Source organism: Streptomyces aurantiacus (assembly GCF_027107535.1).
In the GTDB taxonomy this organism is placed as follows: domain Bacteria; phylum Actinomycetota; class Actinomycetes; order Streptomycetales; family Streptomycetaceae; genus Streptomyces.
Map to the genome: position 1 here is coordinate 3,154,497 of NZ_CP114283.1, position 22,396 is coordinate 3,176,892.

Sequence of the window (22,396 nt, forward strand, 5' to 3'; positions counted from 1 at the left end):
AAACCGGACCGCGGCCCTTCATAGCGTCACACCCATGAACGCCACCACCACGCGCGGGTCCCTGCTCGCGGCCCTCGCCTGTGTCCTCGTCGGAGGCTCCTTCACCGCCAACAGCGTCCTCGGCCACTATCCGTACGCGGGCGGCCAGTTCCTGCGCTACGGCCTCGCGTGCCTGCTCCTCCTCCCCCTGGTGGGGCGGGGCGGGGCGGCGCCCCTGCGGGCACTGACCGCGCGCCACTGGACACGCCTCGCGCTGCTCGCGGCCGTCGGCATGGTCGGTTTCAACCTCGCCGTGATCGCCGCCGAGCGCACCGCGGAACCCGCGATACCGGGTGTCTTCGTAGGCTGCGCCCCGGTGGTCGTCGCCGTACTCGTCCCCCTTCAGGAGGGCCGCCGGCCCCAACGGCTCGTCCTGTACGGAGCGTTGCTCGTGGCAGGTGGCGCCTTCACGGTCCAGGGCTGGGGCCGTACCGACGGAGCCGGTATCGCCTTCTCCTTGTGCGCGCTCGTCGGAGAGGTCGGCTTCGCGGTGCTCGCGGTGCCCGTCCTGCGGCCGCTCGGACCGAGGCTGCTCTCCGCGACCGTGTGCGGGATCGCGGCGGTCGAGTCGGCGGTGGCCGGGGTGATCGTCGACGGCCGTGACTGGCTGCGGACTCCGGACTCCACCGAGGCCGTCGCACTGCTGTGGCAGGCGGCGATCGTCACGGTCGTCGGCTTCGTCTGCTGGTACATGGGCATGCAGCGCATCGGCGCGGAACGCGCGACGCTCTTCTCCGGCCTCATTCCGGTGGCCGCCGCCTGCACGGCCCCGCTCGTCGGAACGGGGTCCTACGGGGCGGCACAGGCCGTGGGCAGTGCCCTGGTGGGCGCCGGAGTCGCCCTCGGCTCCGGTGCGTCGAACCGCGGGGCGCGGGGCTCAGCGGCTGCCGTCCAGGATGACCCGGGCGACCAGCGCGGGGTCGTCGTTCATCGGGACGTGACCGCAGCCGGGCAGCCGCACCAGCCGGGCCCCGGGGATGATCTGCTTGGCGCGGACCCCCTGGCGGCGCACCAGGATCCGGTCCCGCATCCCCCACGCGACGGTGACGGGAAGCCCGGGGACGTCGTCCGTGAACTGGACCGAACCGCCCGCCCTGAGGGTCTCCATGAATCCCTGGGCGTTGGCCAGTGCGAGGGTCTCGGCGACCACCGCCTCGGGTGAACGGCGGGCCGGGCGCGCGTAGATGCTGCTGGTCAGCGCCGCGCGGCCGGCCGCCGACCGCGACAGCCGCTCGACCATCGGCAGCGGCATGCTCCGGGCCGCCTGCCGCATCGCCTGCAGCAGTCCGAACGCATACCGCCGCTCGACGGGCGACCAGAAACCGGCGGGAGAGAGCGCCGTGACGGACCGTACGAGCTTCTCGCGGCCCAGTTCGAGGGCCAGCAGGCCGCCCAGGGAGTTCCCCGCCACATGCGGCCGGTCGATGTCCAGCGTCTCGCACAGCGCGGCGAGCGCCGCGTTCATCGTCGTCAGGTCGTGGGCGAGGCCGTCGGGCAGTGCGGGGGACTCACCGAAACCGGGCAGGTCCACCGCGATCACGTCGCGCTCGGCCGCCAGGAGGTCGACGACCGGGTCCCACGCCTGCCGGTGGTGGCCTATCCCGTGCAGCAGCAGGAGCGGCTGGCCGTTGCCCACGCGCGTGTACGCGAGGGACACGGTCCGCGGGCCGTGCGGAGAGGGGACGCTGAAGGAGACCGTGGCGGCCATGGACTGCTCCTCGTCTGGAACCGGGGCGACTCCTAGACAGCTTGTCAGCAATTACTACCGGCGGGTAGCCCCCGGCTGTGCCAACCTTCTGGACGTACGTCGCGCAAGGCGCCCCATGCCCCTCCCGGTCGGTCCCCGACGGCTCCTGATGTCGCTGGACACGAGCCCACGTGCCGGGATGGGATGGCTTCGTGGCTACCGACACCGTGACCGAGGTCTTCCAGGAGCACCGGCCCGTTCTGATGGGCGTCGCCTACCGCATGCTCGGCCGGGTGGCCGACGCCGAGGACGTGGTGCAGGACGCGTGGCTGCGCTGGTCCGGCGCCGACCGCTCCGGCGTGCGCGAACCGCGCGGCTACCTGGTGCGCGTCGTCACCCGGCTCGCCATCGACCGGCTGCGGCAGGTCCAGTCCCGCAACGAGTCCTACGTGGGACCGTGGCTGCCCGAGCCGTACCTCACCGATTTCGGGGACACCGTCGCCGACACGGCCGAGCGCGCCGTCCTCGCCGACACGGTCTCGCTGGCCGTCCTCGTGGTCCTGGAGTCCCTCTCACCGCTGGAGCGCGCGGTGTTCGTGCTCCGGGAAGCCTTCGGCTATCCGTACGCGGACATCGCCGTCACCCTCGACCGCAGTGAGCCCGCGGTACGGCAGCTCGCGGGGCGGGCCCGCCGTCACGTCGAGGAGAAACGCCCGCGCTACGAGGTCGACCCGAACGAACGGCGCGACCTCACCGAGCGGTTCCTCGCCGCGGCGTTCGAGGGTGATCTGGACGGACTCATGTCCCTGCTGGCTCCGGACGTGCGCCTGGTGGGCGACAGCGGCGGCCTGTCGAAGGGGCCGGTGCGCGCCATCGAGTCGGCCGACAATGTGGGCCGTTTCGTCGCCGGCATCGCACGCAGGGGCCTCGTGGACGTGTCCGTCCGGCTCATCGAGGCCAACGGCGGTCCGGCGCTGCTGGTGATGTCCGGAGGCAAGCCCGACAGCGTCCTCCAACTGGACGTCGCCGACGGCCGGATCCAGTGCGTCTACATCGTCCGCAACCCGGAGAAACTGCTGCTCCTCACCGTCGACTGACGAAGCCCGGCCCGGCCGAGACCCCCGCCCCGGAGGCGGGGGTCTCGCCGTCGTGTCACCCGTACGGCGTATCGCGAACGTCGTATGAACGCTCTGCGGCAGCCCGTCTGTGTGAGCGGTAACAGTACGAGGATTGGTCTTGACCAAGGGTGGGGGCGGCCCTATGGTCGCAGGGATAGTGCAGGAACCTTTAATAAACAAGGGCGCTAAAAGCCGCCGGGACACGGCGATTGCGGAGGACACGGTGGGGACCACGCAGTTGGATACGGTGCCGGAGCCCAAGTACTGGCACCTCAGGACCGTGCTCAGCGAAGCACTGGACTCCGAGTTCTCGGTGGGCGAGATCCTGCCCAACGAGCGCGATCTGGCAGCCCGGTTCGGCGTCGCCAGGGCGACGCTCCGCCAGGCCCTGGAGCAGCTCGAACTGGAAGGGCGGCTCCAGCGCCGCCGCGGTGTCGGCACGACCGTGGCCCCGCCGAGGATGGGTGTGGCCGTCGGCTCCGAGCAGCACGTGTGGCCGGGCGCGGCAGGCGACGCCTGGCAGCCGGCGGACTGCTCGGTCGCGGTCCCGCCCCCGGCGGTGGCCAAGGTCCTGGAGACCGAGAGCGACGAGCAGGTGCACGTCGTGCGCCGCTCCCGGATGACGCACGGCCAGCCGGTCGCCGCCGAACTGCTGTACATCCCGGCCTTTTCGGTGCCCGAGCTGTCGGGCATCGACGCACCCGCGGGAGTCGCCCGCGCGCGTGCGGTGCTGCGGGAGCTCCAGCGCCTGGACCTGGAGGGCCAGGACCGTGCCGTCGAGCTCGGCTCGGCCCGGGCGGACGACGCGAAGGAACTGGACCGCCTTCCCGGCGCGCCCGTCCTCGTCGTCACGACCCGCTTCGTCGCCGAGGGACGCACGGCGGCGGTCTCCGTCGCCACCTACCGCGCCGACACCTGCCGGCTGACCTTCGGCGACTCCGGCGGCGTGGAGATCCACCACGACCCGGAGCGTCGCGCTTCCTGACCGGAGCCGTGTCTCTCGCACACGTCGCGCCCCGCTTCCGGGGCGCGACGTTCTGCTGCCGGGAGCCGGGAGCCGGGAGCAAGAGCTGGGACCTGCGGCGCTGTGCCGCCGCTGCCACGACTGCCGATGACCACGTGCCGCACAGTGTGGCGACGAACCCTGCCGTACGGAGCCTGCCGTGGCGCGGGACCATGGCGCGGGGTGGAACCTGAGGGCAGGTTCAGCGGCGTGCCGTCACGGTGCCCTCCACCGCGAAGAGCTGTTCCTCCACGTGGTCGAGAGCCAGCCGCAGCGCGCCGGTCGCGACGGCCGCCTCGCCCAGCAGCGACAGCGTCACCCGGGGCGGCCGCAGACAGTAGCGGGCCAGCTCCTTGCGCAGCGGCTCCAGGACGCCGTCGATGCCCGCCGCCCAGCCGCCGATCACGACGAGTTCCGGGTCGAGGGCCAGGACGAGCGCGGCGACGTCGTGCACCAGCCGCTGGATGAAGCGGTCCACGGCGGCCAGAGCCCGCTCGTCGCCTTCACGCGCGTGCGTGAAGACCTCCGCCACCGCCTGTTCGTCGAGCGGGTGCAGCGGTTCGCCGGTCGTCGACAGCAGCGTCTCGGGAGTCGCCTCCCGGCCCAGCAGGTGCAGCGCGCCGATCTCACCGGCCGCCCCGCCGTAGCCGCGGTGCAGACGTCCGCCGATCAGGGCCCCGGCGCCCGGGCTCAGGCCGGCCAGCACGAACACCACGTCGTCGGAATCGGTGGCGGCGCCCTTCCAGTGCTCGGCGACCGCCGCCGCGTTGGCGTCGTTCTCCACGAGCACCGGGCACTTGAAGGAACGGCGCAGCCGTTCGCCCAGCGCCAGCCCCGTCCACTCCGGCAGCGCCGTACCGAGGCGTACCGTGCCGTCGGCCTCGACGATGCCGGGGGAGGCCACACCGACGGCCCGCAGGGAACCGCGCGCGATTCCCGCGCGACGCAGCAGCTCGGCGACGGCCGTACGCAGCCGTTCGAGCCGTTCGTCCGCCGGAGCCGTCTCGCAGACGTCCTTGGCGAGCGAGCCGAGCACGCGGCCGTCCAGATCCGACAGGAGCACCGCCACACGGTGCGGGCCGATCTCCAGACCCAGCAGATGGCCCGCCTCCGCCCGGAAGCGGAACCGGCGCGCGGGCCGGCCCTGGCGCCGCGCGGCACTCTCGTCGGCCGCGGTCTCCACGACGAGCCCGCCGCCGATGAGACCCTCCACGACGCCCTCGACGGTGGGCCGGGACAGCCCGGTCACCCGGGTGATCTCGGTGAGGGTCGCGAAGTCCGTCGCCCGCAGCGCGTGCAGCACCACCGCGGAGTTGATCCTCCGCAGCAGAGAGGGATCCCCGCCGGTCAACTGCCCCAACGTCCGTCCTCCCAGCTCGTGCGCGTGTCGGTTGGCCGGATCGTACTCGGCGCGGCGGGTCCCGGCGAGTGCCGGGGACCCCCTCCCTGCCCGGGACCGGAATCAGCCGGGTGCCACGAACCCCGACTCGTACGCCGCGATCACCGCCTGTGTGCGGTCCCGGGCCCCCAGTTTCGCCAGTACCGCGCTGACGTGGGACTTCACCGTCTCGGTGCCGACCACCAGCCGCGTGGCGATCTCCGCGTTCGACAGACCCCGGGTCATCAGCCGCAGCACCTCCGCCTCACGGTCGGTCAGGGCCGCCCGCTCCAGAGCGGCCCGGGCCGCTGGATTCCCGTCACCGTCCCCGAACTCGGCGGCCAACTGCCGCACCGACGCCGGGAACAGCAGCGACTCTCCCTCGGCGACCAGCCGCACGGCGTGCACGATCTCGGCCGGCCGGGCCCGTTTCAGCAGAAAGCCGTCGGCCCCCGCGCGCAGCGCCTCGTACACGTACTCGTCGTTCTCGAAGGTCGTCACCACGAGGATCTTCGGCGGCCGGTCGACGGTCCGCAGCACCGCGCGCGTGGCCTCGATGCCGTCCATCAGCGGCATACGGACGTCCATCGCGACGACGTCGGGCCGCAGCCGCCGCACCAGCGGGATCACCGCCGCGCCGTCGGCGGCCTCACCGACGACCTCGATGTCGGGCTGCGCCTCCAGAACGGCCCGCAGACCGGCTCGTACGAGGGGTTCGTCGTCGACGAGCAGAACGGTGACCGGCATCCGGCCAGCGTAGATCAGCGCAACGGCAGCTCGACGTGCACCTGCCAGTCGCCCTCGTCCGGGCCGGTCCGCGCGCTGCCGCCCAGCAGCGAGGCCCGCTCCCGTATGCCCCGCAGGCCGCTGCCCCGGCCGGGTCCCGGTATCTCCGCCGTCAGCGGATTGCGCACCTCAAGGGAGAGTGTCCGGTCCTCGACCGCGATACGGATGCGGACGGGCACCGAGCCCGCGTGCCGCAGCACGTTGGTGAGCGACTCCTGGAGGATGCGGTAGCCCTCGCGCGAGACCGGACCGGGCACCGTCTCCAGCGGGCCCGTCATCTCGGCGTCGATCTTCGCCCCGGACGTGCGCGCGGACTCCATGAGCCGGTCGGCCTCCACCAGGGTCGGGCGGCCGCTCGTGGGCCGCCGCGACTCGCGCAGCACACCGAGCACCCGCTCCAGGTCCTCCAGCGCGGCACGGCCCGTGTCCTCGATGGCGAGCAGAGCCCGGTCGGTGAACTCGGGGCTCCCCGCGGCGCGCGCGGCACCCGCCTGCACCACGGCCACCGTCAGCGCGTGGCCGATCGAGTCGTGCAGCTCACGGGCGATGCGGGAGCGCTCCAGGAGCTGCTCGGTGCGCTCCTCCAGGGTGGCGAGCCGTTCTGCGGCGGACGGACCGAGCAGGCGGCGCGCGATCACCGTCATCAGCTCGCCGAGGCCGACCACGGCGGCGTACATCGCGACAAGGGGAAGCGGTGCGAGCAGCGCGTAGGCCCAGTGCGGCTGCGACACCGGCAGGAACGGATTGTCGTCCGGCACATAGCCGGTCGAGATCCGGACCAGGTCCACGGCGATGAGCGGCAGCCACACCGTGACGCCCGCCACCACCCACCCGAAAGCCATGCGTACTTCCAGCAGGAGCACGGTCCGCAGCCGGTCGTACCAGGTGGCCGACGGCGCGATGGAAATGGCCGTGTCCTGTCCGCCCTGCCCGGCCCGATCTCCGCGCTCGTCCCGCTCGCCCGGCGTCAGCATGAACCGCGCCTGCACGCCCTCGCCCCGACGCACGGCCGGGATGAGCCCCAGCGGAACGACCAACAGCGCGGGCACCCACGGCTTGGACGGGTCGATGAACATCCACACGCTGACGAACAGCATCGGCACCCACAGGTGCAGCAGCCGGGTGTACGTCGTCCCGCGGGTCAGCGGGCGCAGCAGGCGGACCATCCCGTCATCGTGCCAGCCGGTACCGACAACGAGCCTCCCCCGAGCGGGGGAGACGCACTCCCCGGGCGGGGGAGGCCCAACACCCCTCCCGCCAGCCAGTCTTGGCCCATGACCAGCATCGACGTCCAAGAACTCACCAAGGAGTACGGCACCACGCGTGCCGTGGACCGGCTGACCTTCGGTGTCGCGCCGGGCCGCGTCACCGGCTTCCTCGGTCCCAACGGCGCGGGGAAGTCCACCACCATGCGGCTCGTACTCGGCCTGGACCGGCCCACGTCCGGCACCGCGACCCTCGGCGGACGCGCCTACGCGACGCTCGACGAGCCGCTGCGCCACGTCGGCGCCCTGCTCGACGCGCAGGCCGCCCACGGTTCGCGTACCGCCCGGGACCACCTGCGCGTCCTCGCGGCGAGCAATCGTCTGCCGGAGCGCCGCGTGGACGAGGTCCTGGAGGAGGCGGGTCTGGCCTCCGTCGCCCGCCGCCGGGTCAGGACGTACTCGCTGGGCATGCGCCAGCGCCTGGGCATCGCCGCCGCACTGCTCGGCGACCCGCCGGTGATCCTGCTCGACGAGCCGTCGAACGGGCTCGATCCCGAAGGCATCATCTGGATCCGGGAGTTGATGCGGCGCCTGGCCCGCGAGGGCCGCACCGTGCTCGTCTCCAGCCATCTGATGAACGAGACCGCGTCGTTCGCAGATCAGCTCGTCGTGCTGGGCCGCGGCAGGCTGCTCGCCGACATGCCGATGCGGGAGTTCATCCACGCGCGCGTGGACCCCCGGGTACGGGTGCGCACCACGGACGGACCGGCCCTTCGCGAACTGCTCGCACGGAACGGATACGACGCCGTGGAGAGGGCGAGCGGGGGCGAGGGCGCGGGTGAGGACGAGCGGTGGATCGTGCACCACGCGCGCGTGGAGGACATCGGCCGCCTCGCGTCGGCCGCGGGCCTGCCCATCCTCGAACTCGCCGCGGAGGAGGCCACGCTGGAGCAGGCCTACCTCGATCTGACGGCCCCGGAGGCCGAGTTCGCAGCCCAGTCCCCGACGCAGCCGCAGGAGGTCTGACCGTGCCGTTCACCCCCGCACTCCACTCGGAGTGGCTCAAGATCCGTACGCTTCGGTCGCTCGTCGCCGCACTGGGCGCCGTCGTGGCCGTCACCGCGGTCTTCTCCGCGCTCGCCGGGCTCGACAACTCCGGGGACGCGGACTTCGACCCCCTGTTCTCGGCGTTCTTCGGCGTCAGTTTCGGGCAGATCGCGGCGATCACCTTCGGCGCGCAGGCCGTCTCCGCCGAGTTCCAGGGCGGTGCCCTGCGGGTCTCACTCGCGGCCGTGCCGCACCGGGGGCGGTGGTTCGCGGCGAAGGCGGCGGCGGTGGGGCTACCGGCCCTGGCGGCAGGCCTGCTCACCGGAGCGGCGACCCTGCTCGTCGGCAAGGCCGTCCTCGGCGACCGGGGAAGCGGGCTGAGCTGGGGCGAGGGGGTGCGGGCAGCCGTGGGCTGCGGGATCTACCTCGCACTGATGGCCCTGTTCGCCGCCGGACTGGCCGCGCTGCTGCGCAGCGGCGTCGCCACCCTGAGCATCCTCATCCCCTTCCTGCTCATCGTCTCCTTCGTGGTCGGCGACATGTCCGGGAGCGTGGCCGACTTCCTGCCCGACAAGGCGGGACAGGTGGTCCTGCACGAGACGTGGGACGGTGCGCTCGGTCCGTGGACAGGACTCGCGGTGACGGCGGTGTGGGCAGGGGCCGCTCTGCTGGCGGGTGCGTGGAGCGTTCGGCGCCGGGACGCGTGAACCGGTGGAACGCCCCCGCACCTGACGCATCGCCACTTGTCAGTGGCGGCCGCTTTACTGGAACGCATGACCACGGCACAGCACCTGGCCACGATCGACCTGCTGCACACCCGCGACTTCCCCGCGGAGTACGGCAGGTCGGACGTCGGCACGGCGGGACCCGGGTATCACATCGCCGAGTTAGCGACGAGTGACGGCTTCTGGGAGGACGACGGCACCGGGCGGGAGGAGACGGAGACGCAGTACGAGCTCGACAGGGACGGTCTCTCCGAGCGGCTGACCAGCCGCTGGGGCCGTCCGGACGTCTTCAGCCTGGCCGGTGTCTTCGAGCGGAGCATGGACGGCGAGGACATACCGGAGCCCTGGGGCACGCTCAGTTCACACGTACCGGACATACACCTCTGGAGGACGGACGCCCAGGACCGCTGGATCGCCCTGGGCGTCTCCCAGTGGGACACGGAGCTGCCGTTCCAACTGCTCGCCGTGGTCACCGAGGTGGACCCGCCGTGAATCACCCCCGGCTCTCGGACGCCTTCCGCAGCCGCCCGAACTCCTCCGCCATCGTCGCGGCCGTCCAATGCGCGTTCAGACCACTGGGGTTGGGCAGCACCCACACCCGGGTGGCACCGAACGTGCGCTCCTGCGGGCCGATCGCCGCCTTACAGTCGTCGAAGGCCGTCCGGTAGGCGGTCACACCGACCACCGCGAGCCAGCGTGGCCGCAGCCGTTCCACCTTGGCGGCGAGCAGACGCCCGCCCTCCCGGTACTCGTCCGCGCTCAGCTCGTCGGCCCGGGCGCTCGCTCGCGCCACCACGTTGGTGATGCCGAGCCCGTACGAGAGCAACTCGTCCTGTTCCGAGGGCTTCAGCAGCCGGGGAGTGAAGCCCGCCAGATGCAGTACGGGCCAGAAGCGGTTGCCGGGGCGCGCGAAGTGGTGGCCGGTCGCCGCCGTCATGAGACCGGGATTGATCCCGCAGAACAGGACGCGGAGGCCGTCCGCGACGACATCCGGCACGAGCCGGTCGCGGGCGGCCTCCAACTCGGCGGGGGTGAACCGCGTCAGAGGATCGCCCCCGGCGTGTAGCCCGCGGCCTCCGGGTGCTGCTTCACGATCTCCTCGACGCGGGCCACGACCACGGCCACCTGGTCGGCGGCGGCGCCCGTGAAGGACAGCTTGTCGGCCATCAGCGTGTCGAGCTGCGCACGGTCGAGCGGGATGCGCTCGTCCGCGGCGAGCTTGTCCAGCAGCTCGTTGCGCTCGGCACCCTGCTCACGCATGGCGAGCGCGGAGGCGACGGCGTTCTCCTTGATGGCCTCGTGCGCGACCTCACGGCCGACACCCGCGCGCACCGCGCCCATCAGGACCTTCGTCGTCGCGAGGAACGGCAGGTAGCGGTCCAGCTCGCGCGCGACGACAGCCGGGAAGGCGCCGAACTCGTCGAGGACCGTGAGGAAGGTCTCCAGCAGACCGTCCAGCGCGAAGAACGCGTCCGGCAGCGCGACCCGGCGCACCACCGAGCAGGACACGTCACCCTCGTTCCACTGGTCGCCCGCGAGTTCGCCCGTCATCGAGGCGTATCCGCGCAGGATCACCATCAGGCCGTTGACGCGCTCGCAGGAGCGGGTGTTCATCTTGTGCGGCATCGCGGAGGATCCGACCTGGCCCGGCTTGAAGCCCTCGGTCACCAGCTCGTGCCCGGCCATCAGCCGGATGGTCTTGGCGGTGGACGAGGGCGCGGCCGCCAGCTGTACCAGCGCGGTCACGACCTCGTAGTCCAGCGAGCGGGGGTAGACCTGGCCCACCGACGTGAACGCCTGCGAGAAGCCGAGGTGCCCGGCGATCCGCTGCTCCAGGTCGGCGAGCTTCGACGCGTCCCCGCCCAGCAGGTCCAGCATGTCCTGGGCCGTGCCCACCGGGCCCTTGATGCCGCGCAGCGGGTAGCGGCCGAGCAGTTCCTCGACCCGGCCGTGCGCCACGAGCAGCTCGTCGGCCGCGGTCGCGAAACGCTTGCCGAGGGTCGTCGCCTGCGCCGCCACGTTGTGCGAGCGGCCCGCCATGACCAGCTCGCCGTACTCGCCCGCGAGCTTGCCCAGCCGCGCGAGGACGGCGACCGTGCGGTCGCGGACCAGTTCGAGGGAGAGCCGGATCTGCAGCTGCTCGACGTTCTCGGTGAGGTCGCGGGACGTCATGCCCTTGTGGACGTGCTCGTGTCCGGCGAGGTCGTTGAACTCCTCGATCCGGGCCTTCACGTCGTGGCGTGTGACCTTCTCGCGCTCGGCGATGGAGGCCAGGTCGACCTGGTCGAGGACCCGCTCGTAGTCGGCGAGGGCGGCGTCGGGCACCTCGATCCCGAGGTCCTTCTGGGCCCGCAGCACGGCGAGCCAGAGCTGACGCTCCAGTTTCACCTTCTGCTCGGGGGACCACAGGGTGGCGAGCTCGGCCGAGGCGTAGCGGCCGGCGAGGACGTTCGGGATACGGGGCTTTGCAGGCGCAGTCACGTGGACGCATTCTACTGGCGGTTCCTGCAGGCCGGCGCCGCGGGCCCGTTCGTCGGAACCTACGAGAGTGAACCGGGGGCGGGTGAGGTGGCCCCGGCGTCGGCGAGTTCCGCCAGGATGTCGCCGTGGCACAGCTCCGGCGCGCACCAGCAGGCCAGTGTCCTGCCGCGCAGTTCGGGCACCCGGGCCAGCAGGTCCGGGCGTTCGAGGAGGTACGTCCGGTACTTGGCCATGACCTCGGCGCGGGTTCCGTCGCGCTTCCTGGCCGGGGTGTCGTAGGCGAACGGGTTGTGGAGCGGGTGCCGGGGGAGGTCCCAGTGCCCCATGGTCCAGCGCCGGCCGACGTAGACCAGGTCCGCCGGGGCCCGCTCCAGCCGGGCGCCGAAGTCGTGGATGTGTCCCTTGAGGTTGATCACGGTCGTGGTCACGGGCTCTCCGTTCACGCTCGGGGCGGCGAGCCCGATCATGCGCCGCACGGACCGTGTACGCCACCCGCCCGCCCGCCAGGGCCGCAGGCCTCGTACCACCGGCCGCGCCGCGGGTGCCGCCCCTACTCCGCCGGCCCCCGGTACTCCTCGTACGGCAGCAGTTCCGGTCGTTTGGGCGGGCGGCCGTCGCCCGACGAGCGGCCGGTCAGCCGGCGGCCGATCCACGGCAGCAGGTACTGACGGGCGAAGCGCGCGTCGGCCGCCCGGCGGGCGGCCCAGCCGGGCGGGGCGGAAACCGGCATCGGGGTGTGCCACTCGGCGTCCTCCGCCGCGTGCCCGAGTGCCTGCCAGACCGCCTCGGCGACCCGCCGGTGCCCCTCGCCCGTCAGGTGCAGCCGGTCCACGTCCCACATGCGGGGGTCGCCCAGGGACGCCGCTCCGTAGAGGTCGACCACGAGCGCGCCGTGGCGGGAGGCGAGATCGTCGATGCAGACGAACAGTTCCTCCATGCGGGGGCGGAAGCGTTCCAGCACCGGGCCCTGGCGGCCGGGGCTGCGCATCAGGACGAGCTGCTTGCAGGCCGGCGCCAGACGCTCCACGGCCTCTTCCAGGAGCCCGCGGACCCGCACCATGTCGCACTTGGGCCGCAGTGTGTCGTTGAGGCCGCCGACCAGCGTGATCACGTCGGGCTGCATCGCCACTGCGACGTCCACCTGCTCGGCGACGATCTGTCCGATGAGCTTCCCGCGCACCGCGAGGTTGGCGTAGCGGAAGCCGGGCGTCTGCGCGGCCATCCGGGCCGCGAGGAGATCCGCCCAGCCCCGGTACGAACCGTCGGGAAGGCGGTCCGACATGCCCTCGGTGAAGGAGTCGCCGACGGCGACAAGGCTGGTGAAGGTGGCATTCGTCTGCATGGCGGAAGAAATGATATCGCGTGCACATACCCGCCGGTCTGCCGCTCGGCGCGCAGGCGGGCGCGCCCCGCGCAGCGGGGACCGACGCCGACAGGAGTCGCGTCGGCGTGACCTGAATCGCCATGAACCCGCGCCGCCACGACCCGGGCCGGCGGGACTCGAACGGGTGGGGCCGGCGCCACCTCGCGCCGGCCCCGTTCCGACTCCGGCCCGGCCGTGAGCCGACCCTCACGACAACACCGCCACCGGCACCCCCACCACCACTGCCACCGACACCGACACCGTCACACGGGCTGACCGAACAGCTCCCTCAGCACGTCCTCCATCGTCACAAGACCGGCCAGCCGCCCGTCAGCACCGAGCACCGCAGCCAGATGCGTACGACTGCGCCGCATGGCCGTCAGGACGTCGTCGAGCGGCGTGCCCTCGCGGACGCGGGCGATGGGCCGCATGTCCTGGACCCGGAACCGCAGGTCGCGCGGCATCGCGTCCAGGGCGTCCTTGACGTGGAGGTAGCCGACGATGCGCAGCCCGTCGTCCACCACGGGGAAGCGGGAGAACCCGGACTCGGCGGACAGGGCCTCCAACTGCTCGGGCGTGACACCCAGGCGCGCGTAGACGACGCGTTCCAGCGGCAGCACCACGTCCCGCACGGGACGGCGCCCCAGTTCCAGGGCGTCGTGCAGACGCTCCTGGGCGCGGTCGTCGATGAGCCCCGCCTCGCTGGCGTCCTTCACCAGCCGGGCCAGCTCGGTGTCCGAGAAGGTCGCCGACACCTCGTCCCGGACCTCGACGCGCAGCAGCTTCAGCAGCCCGTTGGCGAACGCGTTGACCGTGAAGATCACCGGCCGCAGCGCCCGCGACAGGCCGACCAGCGGCGGACCGAGGAGCAGTGCCGTCCGCACCGGCTCGGCGAGCGCGATGTTCTTCGGCACCATCTCGCCGAGCAGCATGTGCAGATACGTGGCCAGGCTGAGCGCGATCACGAACGAGATCGCGTGCCCCGTGCCGGAGGAAAGCCCCACCGCGTGGAACAGCGGCTCCAGCAGATGCGCGATCGCGGGCTCGGCGACCACGCCCAGGACCAGCGTGCACAGCGTGATGCCGAGCTGCGCGGCCGCCATCAGGGCGGACACGTGCTCCAGCCCCCAGAGCACGGCGCGTGCCCGCCGGTCCCCCGTCCCGCCGTTCTCCATGGACTGTTCGATCTGGCTGCGGCGCACGGAGATCAGCGCGAACTCGGCCCCCACGAAGAAGGCGTTCACGACCAGGGTCGCCAGGCCGATCAGCAGTTGTACGGCGGTCATCGTCGCCGCCCTCCTTCCGATCCGGCCCCTTCGGCACGGGTGTCCGTGGCGTCCGGCGTGTGCATCAGTACCCGAGCGGCCCGCCGCCCCGTCGCGTCCACCACGTCCAGCCGCCACCCGGCGACCTCGACCGTGTCCCCTTCGGCGGGGATGCGCCCGAGTTCGGTCGCGACCAGGCCCGCGAGCGTCTCGTACGGCCCGTCGGGCGCGCGCAGGCCGACACGGGCCAGACGGTCGGTGCGGACGGAGCCGTCGGCCGAGTACAGCGTGCGGCCCTCGTCGTCCGTGCCGGCCGGGGCCAGGTCGGGCGTCTCGTGCGGGTCGTGCTCGTCCCGCACCTCCCCGACGACCTCCTCGACGATGTCCTCGAGGGTGGCGACCCCGGCGGTGCCGCCGTACTCGTCGATGACGACGGCCATCGTGCGCTTGCCGGACAGCCGGTCCAGCAGCCGGTCGACGGTCAGCGTCTCCGGTACGAGAAGGGGCTCGCGCATCACCTGGGACACGGGTGTACGGGCCCTGCCGTCGGCGGGCACGGTGATGACGTCCTTGATGTGTGCGACTCCGACGACCGAGTCGAGGTTGCCGCGGTAGACCGGGAAGCGCGACAGCCCGGTCGCCCGCGTCGCGTTCGCCACGTCCTCGCAGGTCGCCTGGACGTCGAGGGCGATGACCTGGACGCGCGGAGTCATCACGTTCTCCGCGGTGAGGTCGGCGAGGTTCAGCGTGCGTACGAACAGTTCGGCGGTGTCCGCCTCCAGGGCCCCCTCCTTCGCGGAGTGCCGGGCCAGGGCGACCAGTTCCTGCGGGCCGCGCGCGGAGGCCAGCTCCTCGGCCGGCTCGATGCCGAAGCGGCGTACGACACGGTTGGCTGTGTTGTTGAGATGGGTGATGAAGGGCCGGAACACCGCGCTGAACCAGCGCTGCGGCGTCGCCACCCGCTTGGCCACGGCGAGTGGCGAGGAGATCGCCCAGTTCTTGGGCACCAGCTCGCCGACGACCATCAGGAAGACCGTCGACAGGGCCGTACCGATCACCAGGGCGACGGACGAGGTGGCCGACGGAGGTACCCCGGCGGCTTCGAGGGGCCCGGCGATGAGCTTGGCGACGGACGGCTCGGCGAGCATGCCGACGACCAGGTTGGTGACGGTGATGCCCAGCTGAGCGCCGGAGAGCTGGAAGGTGAGGTTCCGTACGGCCCTGAGGGCGCCCGCCGCGCCGACCTCGCCGCGCTCGACGGCCCGCTCCAGTTGGCTGCGCTCGACGGTGGTCAGTGAGAACTCGGCCGCGACGAAGGCGCCGCAGGCCAGCGAGAGCAGCACCGCCACGGCGAGGAGGAGCACTTCGGTCATCGGGTCACCTCCGTCCAATGATCGGGCAGAGGTGGAGGAATCGCGCGATGTCGGCACGGCGGGACGCCGTGCCGTCGGTTGTCGGAAGGCTCGCCCATGGGCGGACGCTCTCACCTTTCCTCGGGGACGGTGCGGTCCTTCGGGAGCGAAGGACCGGTGGGGTCCCGGCTGCGGTCACTCGACCAGCGGCTTGACCCAACGCCGCCAGTGCTCTTCCGGCGTGTACCCCGCCGCGCGCCAGGCATGGTGTGCCGTCTCGTTGCGTGCCAGAACCATCGCGTCGCCCCGGCGCCCGCCGAGGCGTACGAACCGTTCCTCGGCCGCCGCCAGGAGCGCCGAGCCGATGCCCTGGCGGCGCCGGTCAGGGTCCACCGCCAGCCGGTACAGATGACAGCGCCAGCCGTCGAAGCCCGCGATGACGGTGCCCACGAGCTCGCCGTCCCGCTCGGCGAGGATCAGGGCCTCGGGGTCGCGCACGATCAGCCGCTCCACCCCGTCCCGGTCGTCACTGATGCTGGTGCCCTCGGCAGCGGTCTTCCAGAAGGCGAGAACGGTGTCGAGGTCTCCCGGCGCGGCGGCCCGTATCCGAAGATCATTCATGCTCCGATCCCATCACGGCCGAAGCTCACGGGCATCGGATTCCACGATGCGGACACGTCCTCGCGGGCCCTCGCGCGGTCCGGAACGGTCCGGACGCGGTCACTCGCCCTGGAGCCCCGCGATGACCGCTCCGAAAGCCTCCATGTACGGCTCCAGCACCGTCAGGTACGAGAAGCCGTACCGCTCCCGGACCGCCCGGACCTTCTTCCTGATCTGCTCCACCGAGCCGGCCAGCACGATCGGCAGCTCCAGGACCTGCTCCTCGGTGAGGTGCGGGATGTGGGGGAGGAGGGGCTGGACGGCGCCCTGCGGGTCGTCCGTGACGACGACCAGCTGGACGAGCAGGTTCAGTTCGGCGGGTTCGGGCCGGTCGGCGGCGAGGCGCAGGTAGGCCGCCACCCGTTCGTCGATCTCCTCGGCGGAGAGCGGCTCCAGGGTTCCGGTCGTGCTGCCCCGCACCGAGCGCGCGCCGGTGAAGGCCGCGATGTCCGCGTGCTCGGCGGTCAGCCGCAGCATCCGGTCGCCGTTGCCGCCGACGAGCAGCGGCACCCGCTTCCGCGCCGCCCCCGGCGGATGATCCGCCGTGCCGAGCAGACGGTCCAGCTCCTTGATCATGTGTCGCAGTTGGTCCACACGCTCGCGCGGCGAACCGTACGGGAGCCCGGCCGTGTCGTGCTCCGCCTGTACGTATCCGGTGCCGAGCCCCAGTTCGAGGCGTCCGCCGGTGAGCGCGTCCGTGGTGGCGACCTCGCGGGCCAGCAGCGCCGGATTCCAGAACCCGGCGTTGAGCACGAACGTGCCGAGACGGGGCCGCTCGGTCGCCGCGGCGGCCGCGACCAGCGAGGGGAAGGGAGCGGGCATGCCGAGATGGTCGGCGACCAGGATCACGTCGTAGCCGAGCTCCTCGGCGCGGCGGCACTTGGCGCGCCATTCGCCCGCGGGGGCGGGCGTGACGAGGCTGGCTCCGAAACGGAAGGGGCGCGGCATGAACTCTCCTCACCTGCGGGCGACTTGACGCTTCGGACAGTGCTCCGCGCCTCGTACCGATCACTCGTGCGCGATGGCCGCCAGCACGTTCATGCGTGACGCGCGCAACGCGGGCAGCAGCGCCGCCACGATGCCCACGACGGCCGAGCCCACGACGACCGCGACGAGGGTGGTCCACGGGATCGCGAACGCCGTCATCCCCTGCAGTGCGAGGACCTGCTGCACGCACACGCCCCACACGAGTCCGAGGGCCAGGCCGAGCACCGCGCCGAACACGGCGATCACCACCGACTCCAGCCTGATCATCCGCCGCAGCTGCCGCCGGGCGAGCCCGATCGCGCGCAGCAGGCCGATCTCGCGGGTGCGCTCCACCACCGACAGGGCAAGGGTGTTGACCACTCCGAGCACCGCGATGACGATCGCGAGTCCCAGCAGGGCGTACACCAGGTAGAGCAGGACGGCGATCTGGTCGTGGATCAGCTTCTTGTAGTCGGCGAGGTCGCGGACCTGCACCTGGGGGTACGGGTCGAGCGCCTTGTCGAGGTTGGAGCGCAGCGTGTCGGCGGAGGCGCCGGCGGCCGCGTTCACGTACAGCGCGGAGTCCTGGCCGCCCGGCACGTACTTCTCGACGGTCCCGAAGCCGAGGAAGAGCCCGCCCTGCGTTCCGAAGCCCTCGGCGGCGTCCTGGTCGGTCAGCGCCGCCACCTTCAGTTCGGTCTTCCGCCCGGCGGGGAACTCGACGGGAATCGTGCTCCCCACGCGCACGTCGTGGTCCTTCGCGAAGCCGGCGTCCATGGCGATGTTCCCGTCCGCGAGCGCGGCGGCCGTGTCCCCCTCGGCGTAGGTGATGCGGGCGACCTCGTCCAGCTGGGGCTCGTAGGCCGCCGCCGTCGTCTTGACGCGCTTGCCGTCGGGCAGCCGGACGGCGACCGGCGCGAAGCGCTGCCGTACGACGAGTCCCGCGCCGTCCGTGTCCTTCACCTTCTCGGTGATCTCCTGCGGGAACGGCATGAAGTTGGCGTTCTGCACCACGAAGTCGGCGCCCAGCGTCTTGTCGATCTGCTGGTCGAAGGACTTGGTCATGGACGCGCTCGCCACGGACATGCCGCCGACCAGGGCGAGGCCCACCATCAGGGCTGCCGCGGTGGCGCCCGTGCGGCGCGGGTTGCGCAGCGCGTTGCGCTGGCTCATCCGGCCGACCGGCCCGAACAGGGCCGGGAAGAAGCCGCCGAGGACACGGATCACCGGGCGGACGAGCAACGGTCCGGCGATCACCGTCGCGGTGAGGGTGAGGACGACACCGAGGCCCAGCAGGGAGGCGGCGGACGAGGTCTTCGTCGCCGTCGCGCAGCCCACCAGTGCCGCGGCGCCCAGCGGGCCGACGACCGATCCGACGACGGCCCGGACCCGCAACGGCCGGCCCACCCCGGCGATCTCGGCGTCCGACAGCGCGGCCATCGGTGACACTCCGGCGGCGCGGCGGGCCGGAAGATACGCCGCGACGAAGGTGACGCCCACCCCGACGACGTACGCGGCGACGGGCGTCCCCCACCCGATGACCATCTCGGTGCTCTTCAGGTTCATGCCGAACAGACCCATGAGCTCGATCAGTCCGGCCGCGAGCCCGATTCCCGTGGCCAGGCCGAGCGTGGAGCCCACCAGGCCCAGCAGTGTCGCCTCCGTGAGCACGGAGCGGCGCACCTGGCGCCGGTCGGCGCCGAGCGCACGCAACAGGCCCAGTTCGCGGGTGCGTTGGGCGATCAGCATGGAGAAGGTGTTGACGATCAGGAAGATCCCGACGAGCACCGCGATCCCCGCGAAGCCGAGCATCACGTACTTGATCACGTCGAGGAATCCGCCGAGTTGGGACGCCGCCGACTCGGCCTGCTCGTCCGCGGTCTCCAACTCGTAGGTGCCGGAGCCGAGTTCGGCGGCGATGCGCTGCTTGAGCATCGCATCGCTCACTCCCTCCTTCGCGTCCACCTGGATGCTGGTGGCGGCCCCGGCCCTGCCCAGCAGCTTCTGGGACGCGACCGCCGGGTCGACGAAGAGGAGTGCGGCGCCGGGGTTGGTGGTCGTGAAGGTCGCGATGCCGACGACCTCCACCTTGAACGACCCGGGCTGCGCGATCACGGTCAGCGTGTCACCGATGCGCACGTGCTTCTTGTCGGCCGTGTCCGCGTCGAGGAGCGCCTCACCGGGCCCGCGCGGGGCGTGCCCGGACGTCAGCTTTACGGGGCTGCGCGCGGTGACGTACCAGTCGCCGGCGATGGTCGGCGCGCCCGTGGTCGGGCCCACCGACTTGTTGTCACTGTCGACGACGGTGACGTTCTCGACGGACACGTCCTGACGCGCGAGGGCGACCCCGTCGATCTTCGCGATGCGGTCCACGAGGCTCGTGGGCACCGTCTCGACAGCCCCGGAGGGGATCTGTGACTTCAGGTCGTCCTTCGGGGCCACGGTCACGTCGGCCGACGTGGACGCGAAGAGCCGGTCGAACGTACGACTGACGGTGTCCGAGAAGATCAGGCTGCCCGCGACAAATGCCACGGACAGGACGACGGCCAGCGCCGAGAGCAGCAGCCGGCCCTTGTGGGCGAGGAAACTCCGGAGTGTCGCCTTCAGCACGACGGTCTGCCTCAGTCTTTGTCGGGGGCGATGCCCTGGTCGAGGACGTTGTCCTGGTCGGGGGCGGCGTCACCCTCGAACGTCCCGCGGATCGTGTCGAACCTCTTCATGCGCTCCAGCACCGCGTCCGCCGTCGGCCGTGCCATCTCGTCCACGATCCGCCCGTCCCCGAGGAAGAGGACCAGGTCGGAGTGGGCGGCCGCGCCCGGATCGTGCGTGACCATGACCACGGTCTGCCCCAGCTCGTCGACCGCGTCCCGCAGGAAGCCGAGGACCTCCAGGCCCGCCCGCGAGTCGAGGTTGCCGGTCGGCTCGTCCGCGAAGATCAGCTCGGGGCGTGACGCGAGCGCCCGGGCGCAGGCGACGCGCTGTTGCTGACCGCCGGAGAGCTGCGCGGGCCGGTGCTTCAGCCGGTCGCGCAGGCCGAGCTGGTCGATGACCTGGTTCAGCCACTTCTCGTCGGGCTTCCTGCCCGCGATGTCCATGGGCAGCGTGATGTTCTCCGCCGCGTCGAGAGTCGGGATCAGGTTGAACGACTGGAACATGAAGCCGATCCGGTCGCGGCGCAACTGGGTCAGCTCGCGCTCCTTCAGTCCGGTGATCTCGGTGTCGCCCAGCCACACCTGTCCCGTCGAGACGCTGTCGAGCCCCGCCAGGCAGTGCATCAGGGTGGACTTTCCGGAGCCCGAGGGCCCCATGACCGCCGTGAAGCGGCCGCGCGCGATGTCCACGTCGACCGAGTCGAGGGCGAGCACGGTCGTCTCACCCGACCCGTACGCCTTCGTCAGACCCCGGGCGCGGGCCGCGATCTCCTCGGCGTCCGTGCGCCCGAGGGCGTGCTCCGTAGCTGCTGTGGACAAGGCCGCCTCCTAGGTCGGACTACGGTGTCCGCGGGCGAGCCTAGTGTGATCCGGGGCACACCCGGTATCCCCCCGAAGTGCCGGGTGGGTCTCCGTCGCAGGTCGGTGCCCCCGAGGTCCGTGTAAGGGGCACCCTTAAGGGAAGGGCCCGGCCTGCCCCCTTGCCGTTGCTAGCGTTCCGGCGCTAGCTTCGAAGTATGGCGAAGACCCAGCTGAACGTACGCGTGGACGAGGGCACCGCCCGCGCCGCGCGTGAACGCGCCCTGGCCCGCGGGATGAGCGTCAACCGCTACATCGAGGAACTGGTCAGACAGGACACCGGCGAGGCCGGCCACACCTTCGTCGAGGCCGCCGCCGACTTCATGAAGCAGTACGAGTCCGTGTTCGCCGAGGAGTTCGGCGCGGAACGAGAAGGCCGTCGCTGAGCTCTTGAACGAACCCCTGAACATCAGAGTCGACCTCGCCTGGCTCCTCATGGTCGCCGAACAGAAGACGCCCGGAGACCCCCAGGTCGTCGACTGGGGAGCACTCGTCGCCGCCGTCAGCCGGCACGAGGCCGCGATATTCGGCGTCCCCGTCTACGACACCCCGCACACCCGCGCCGCCGCGCTGCTCCAGCTCCTGCTGCACGTGCCGGCACTCGAACGTTCGAACGCGATGTTCGCCATGGCCGTCGCGTACGCCTACCTCGTGGCCAGCGGCCTGAAGGTCGTCACGTCACCCGAGCAGGTCCGCGACCTGGCCAGACTGGTCAAGACGGGCGAGGCGACGGTGCAGGACATCGCGCGAGAGCTGCGCCAGTGGACCCTGTGAGGCCCGTCGGCCGTGCCCGCTCGCACGGCGACGTGAGGCCCCACGGCCGGGCGGCGCGCGTACCCGGTGCTTCGCACGGTGCTGAAGGGCTGTCGCCCACCAGGCGACGTGATGAGACGTGAGGCGGCACCGAGCCTGCCCCGTGCAGAGAATTGCGCCCGGCCCGGCCCATCCGGCCCGGTGGTCGCGACGGCTTCAGGAGACGGCCGGGTCCCGGGCGTCCGGACGGCGCGCGGTGCCCAGCACGCAGTACGAACTCGGCGTCCGCGGCCCCCTGTCGGGCACCAGCAGCCGCCGGTAGGCGCCGAGCTCGTACCCCGCGTCCCTGATCGCGGCGACCGGGTCCCGGTTCACGTGACAGCCGCCGAACAGCAGCGGCCACACCGTGCGGTCGAGGACGCGCTGCCCGGTCGTCATCGCGCGGCCGCCGCCCCTGCCGTGCTCGAAGAAGCGCAGCTCACCGCCCGGGCGCAGGACACGGCGGATCTCGGCGAGCGCCCGCGGCAGGTCCCGTACGCTGCACAGCACCAGTGACACGACGGCCCCGTCGAACGCCTCGCTCTTGACCGGCAGGGCCTCCGCGACCCCCGGCACCACGTCGACCGGCACGTCGGCGCGCCGGGCCGCGGTCCCGGCCAACTGCCGCAGGCGGCGCTCGGGTTCGATCGCGACGACCTCCGAGACCGTGCCCGGATAGTGGGCGAAGTTCAGGCCGTTGCCCGCGCCGATCTCGATGACCCGGCCGGAGAGCCCGGCGAGCAACTCGTCGCGATGGACGCCGATCGCAGGCTCGGCCGCCACGCTCAGCCGGGCGTAGAAGCGGGCGAACAGCGGGTGGTGCACCGGAGGCGGAGGCAGCGTGCCGGTCTTGCCGAATCTGGAGCCGAGCGGTCGCATACGGGCCTCCCCTGGGTGCGGACCTACCGCGATTGTCCCCCCGGAGGGCCACCCTCACCCGTCCGCCGCCCGGCGGTTCTCGCCCTCACCGCCGCGGTCCGCCCCGGAAACCCGGCCGCGCCGGGGCCCGGGGCGGACCTG

Annotated in this window: 22 protein-coding genes and 1 pseudogene; 8 read left to right on the forward strand and 15 right to left on the reverse strand. The window is 72.0% G+C overall.

What is annotated here, in order from left to right:
- Window positions 1-34 precede the first annotated feature (34 nt).
- Window positions 35-871, forward strand: a pseudogene (locus O1Q96_RS15690) (DMT family transporter); the annotation flags it as partial.
- A 45-nt stretch (window positions 872-916) separates the two neighbouring features.
- Here O1Q96_RS15690 and O1Q96_RS15695 read toward each other — a convergent pair.
- A complete protein-coding gene (locus O1Q96_RS15695) occupies window positions 917-1,747 on the reverse strand; it encodes an alpha/beta fold hydrolase (protein WP_269248758.1) in 831 nt (276 codons plus the stop codon).
- Between the two features lie 191 nt (window positions 1,748-1,938).
- Between O1Q96_RS15695 and O1Q96_RS15700 the strand changes: the two genes are divergently transcribed.
- Together O1Q96_RS15700 and O1Q96_RS15705 are read left to right on the forward strand one after the other, a co-directional pair.
- Window positions 1,939-2,823 (forward strand): RNA polymerase sigma-70 factor, encoded by an 885-nt coding sequence (locus tag O1Q96_RS15700; protein WP_269248759.1) that lies wholly within the window; start codon window positions 1,939-1,941, stop codon window positions 2,821-2,823.
- Window positions 2,824-3,067: 244 nt separating this feature from the next.
- Window positions 3,068-3,829 carry a GntR family transcriptional regulator gene (locus O1Q96_RS15705; protein ID WP_269253607.1) on the forward strand — a complete coding sequence of 254 codons (762 nt, stop codon included), beginning with the start codon at window positions 3,068-3,070 and terminating at the stop codon, window positions 3,827-3,829.
- Window positions 3,830-4,049: 220 nt separating this feature from the next.
- Here O1Q96_RS15705 and O1Q96_RS15710 read toward each other — a convergent pair whose 3' ends face one another.
- From O1Q96_RS15710 to O1Q96_RS15720, 3 genes are all read right to left on the reverse strand, one after another.
- Window positions 4,050-5,207 (reverse strand): ROK family protein, encoded by a 1,158-nt coding sequence (locus O1Q96_RS15710; protein ID WP_269248760.1) that lies wholly within the window; start codon window positions 5,205-5,207, stop codon window positions 4,050-4,052.
- A gap of 102 nt (window positions 5,208-5,309) precedes the next feature.
- Window positions 5,310-5,972 (reverse strand): response regulator transcription factor, encoded by a 663-nt coding sequence (locus tag O1Q96_RS15715; RefSeq protein WP_217454545.1) that lies wholly within the window; start codon window positions 5,970-5,972, stop codon window positions 5,310-5,312.
- A 14-nt stretch (window positions 5,973-5,986) separates the two neighbouring features.
- Window positions 5,987-7,177 carry a sensor histidine kinase gene (locus O1Q96_RS15720; protein ID WP_269248761.1) on the reverse strand — a complete coding sequence of 397 codons (1,191 nt, stop codon included), beginning with the start codon at window positions 7,175-7,177 and terminating at the stop codon, window positions 5,987-5,989.
- A 108-nt stretch (window positions 7,178-7,285) separates the two neighbouring features.
- Here O1Q96_RS15720 and O1Q96_RS15725 point away from each other — a divergent pair, with 108 nt between their 5' ends.
- The 3 genes from O1Q96_RS15725 (at window position 7,286) to O1Q96_RS15735 (ending at window position 9,480) form a co-directional block, all read left to right on the forward strand.
- A complete protein-coding gene (locus O1Q96_RS15725) occupies window positions 7,286-8,242 on the forward strand; it encodes an ATP-binding cassette domain-containing protein (RefSeq protein WP_269248762.1) in 957 nt (318 codons plus the stop codon).
- A gap of 2 nt (window positions 8,243-8,244) precedes the next feature.
- Complete coding sequence (locus O1Q96_RS15730) at window positions 8,245-8,970, forward strand: ABC transporter permease subunit (protein ID WP_269248763.1); 726 nt, start codon at window positions 8,245-8,247, stop codon at window positions 8,968-8,970.
- Window positions 8,971-9,036: 66 nt separating this feature from the next.
- Window positions 9,037-9,480: a hypothetical protein gene (locus tag O1Q96_RS15735; protein WP_269248764.1), complete on the forward strand. Its 444-nt coding sequence runs from the start codon at window positions 9,037-9,039 to the stop codon at window positions 9,478-9,480.
- Between the two features lies 1 nt (window position 9,481).
- On the opposite strand, the gene mug is transcribed toward O1Q96_RS15735, so the two are convergent.
- The 10 genes from mug to O1Q96_RS15785 all read right to left on the reverse strand — a co-directional run bounded on the left by mug (window position 9,482) and on the right by O1Q96_RS15785 (window position 20,545).
- Window positions 9,482-10,033: a G/U mismatch-specific DNA glycosylase gene (gene mug / locus O1Q96_RS15740; RefSeq protein WP_269253608.1), complete on the reverse strand. Its 552-nt coding sequence runs from the start codon at window positions 10,031-10,033 to the stop codon at window positions 9,482-9,484.
- Window positions 10,030-11,469, reverse strand: a complete 1,440-nt coding sequence (gene purB / locus O1Q96_RS15745; protein ID WP_269248765.1) for an adenylosuccinate lyase — start codon at window positions 11,467-11,469, stop codon at window positions 10,030-10,032. Before purB ends, mug begins: the two co-directional genes overlap by 4 nt.
- A gap of 59 nt (window positions 11,470-11,528) precedes the next feature.
- Window positions 11,529-11,897 (reverse strand): DUF4326 domain-containing protein, encoded by a 369-nt coding sequence (locus O1Q96_RS15750; RefSeq protein ID WP_269248766.1) that lies wholly within the window; start codon window positions 11,895-11,897, stop codon window positions 11,529-11,531.
- Between the two features lie 122 nt (window positions 11,898-12,019).
- On the reverse strand, window positions 12,020-12,811 hold the full coding sequence (locus tag O1Q96_RS15755) for an SGNH/GDSL hydrolase family protein (RefSeq protein ID WP_269248767.1): 792 nt from the start codon (window positions 12,809-12,811) through the stop codon (window positions 12,020-12,022).
- Between the two features lie 284 nt (window positions 12,812-13,095).
- On the reverse strand, window positions 13,096-14,118 hold the full coding sequence (locus tag O1Q96_RS15760; RefSeq protein WP_269248768.1) for a hemolysin family protein: 1,023 nt from the start codon (window positions 14,116-14,118) through the stop codon (window positions 13,096-13,098).
- Window positions 14,115-15,470: a hemolysin family protein gene (locus O1Q96_RS15765; protein WP_269248769.1), complete on the reverse strand. Its 1,356-nt coding sequence runs from the start codon at window positions 15,468-15,470 to the stop codon at window positions 14,115-14,117. The genes O1Q96_RS15760 and O1Q96_RS15765 overlap by 4 nt, the downstream gene beginning before the upstream one ends.
- Before the next feature lie 174 nt (window positions 15,471-15,644).
- Complete coding sequence (locus tag O1Q96_RS15770) at window positions 15,645-16,070, reverse strand: GNAT family N-acetyltransferase (RefSeq protein ID WP_269248770.1); 426 nt, start codon at window positions 16,068-16,070, stop codon at window positions 15,645-15,647.
- A gap of 99 nt (window positions 16,071-16,169) precedes the next feature.
- A complete protein-coding gene (locus O1Q96_RS15775) occupies window positions 16,170-17,057 on the reverse strand; it encodes a TIGR03621 family F420-dependent LLM class oxidoreductase (RefSeq protein WP_269248771.1) in 888 nt (295 codons plus the stop codon).
- Window positions 17,058-17,117: 60 nt separating this feature from the next.
- Window positions 17,118-19,685 carry an FtsX-like permease family protein gene (locus O1Q96_RS15780; RefSeq protein ID WP_269248772.1) on the reverse strand — a complete coding sequence of 856 codons (2,568 nt, stop codon included), beginning with the start codon at window positions 19,683-19,685 and terminating at the stop codon, window positions 17,118-17,120.
- Between the two features lie 11 nt (window positions 19,686-19,696).
- Entirely contained in the window at window positions 19,697-20,545 is an 849-nt protein-coding gene (locus tag O1Q96_RS15785) for an ABC transporter ATP-binding protein (RefSeq protein WP_269248773.1), read from the reverse strand.
- Window positions 20,546-20,742: 197 nt separating this feature from the next.
- Between O1Q96_RS15785 and O1Q96_RS15790 the strand changes: the two genes are divergently transcribed.
- Entirely contained in the window at window positions 20,743-20,970 is a 228-nt protein-coding gene (locus tag O1Q96_RS15790) for an antitoxin (RefSeq protein WP_151483877.1), read from the forward strand.
- Between the two features lie 49 nt (window positions 20,971-21,019).
- Window positions 21,020-21,358, forward strand: coding sequence for a fic family toxin-antitoxin system, toxin component (locus O1Q96_RS15795; protein ID WP_269253609.1), 339 nt, complete (start codon window positions 21,020-21,022; stop codon window positions 21,356-21,358).
- A 195-nt stretch (window positions 21,359-21,553) separates the two neighbouring features.
- On the opposite strand, the gene O1Q96_RS15800 is transcribed toward O1Q96_RS15795, so the two are convergent.
- On the reverse strand, window positions 21,554-22,255 hold the full coding sequence (locus tag O1Q96_RS15800) for a class I SAM-dependent methyltransferase (protein WP_269248774.1): 702 nt from the start codon (window positions 22,253-22,255) through the stop codon (window positions 21,554-21,556).
- Window positions 22,256-22,396 lie beyond the last annotated feature (141 nt).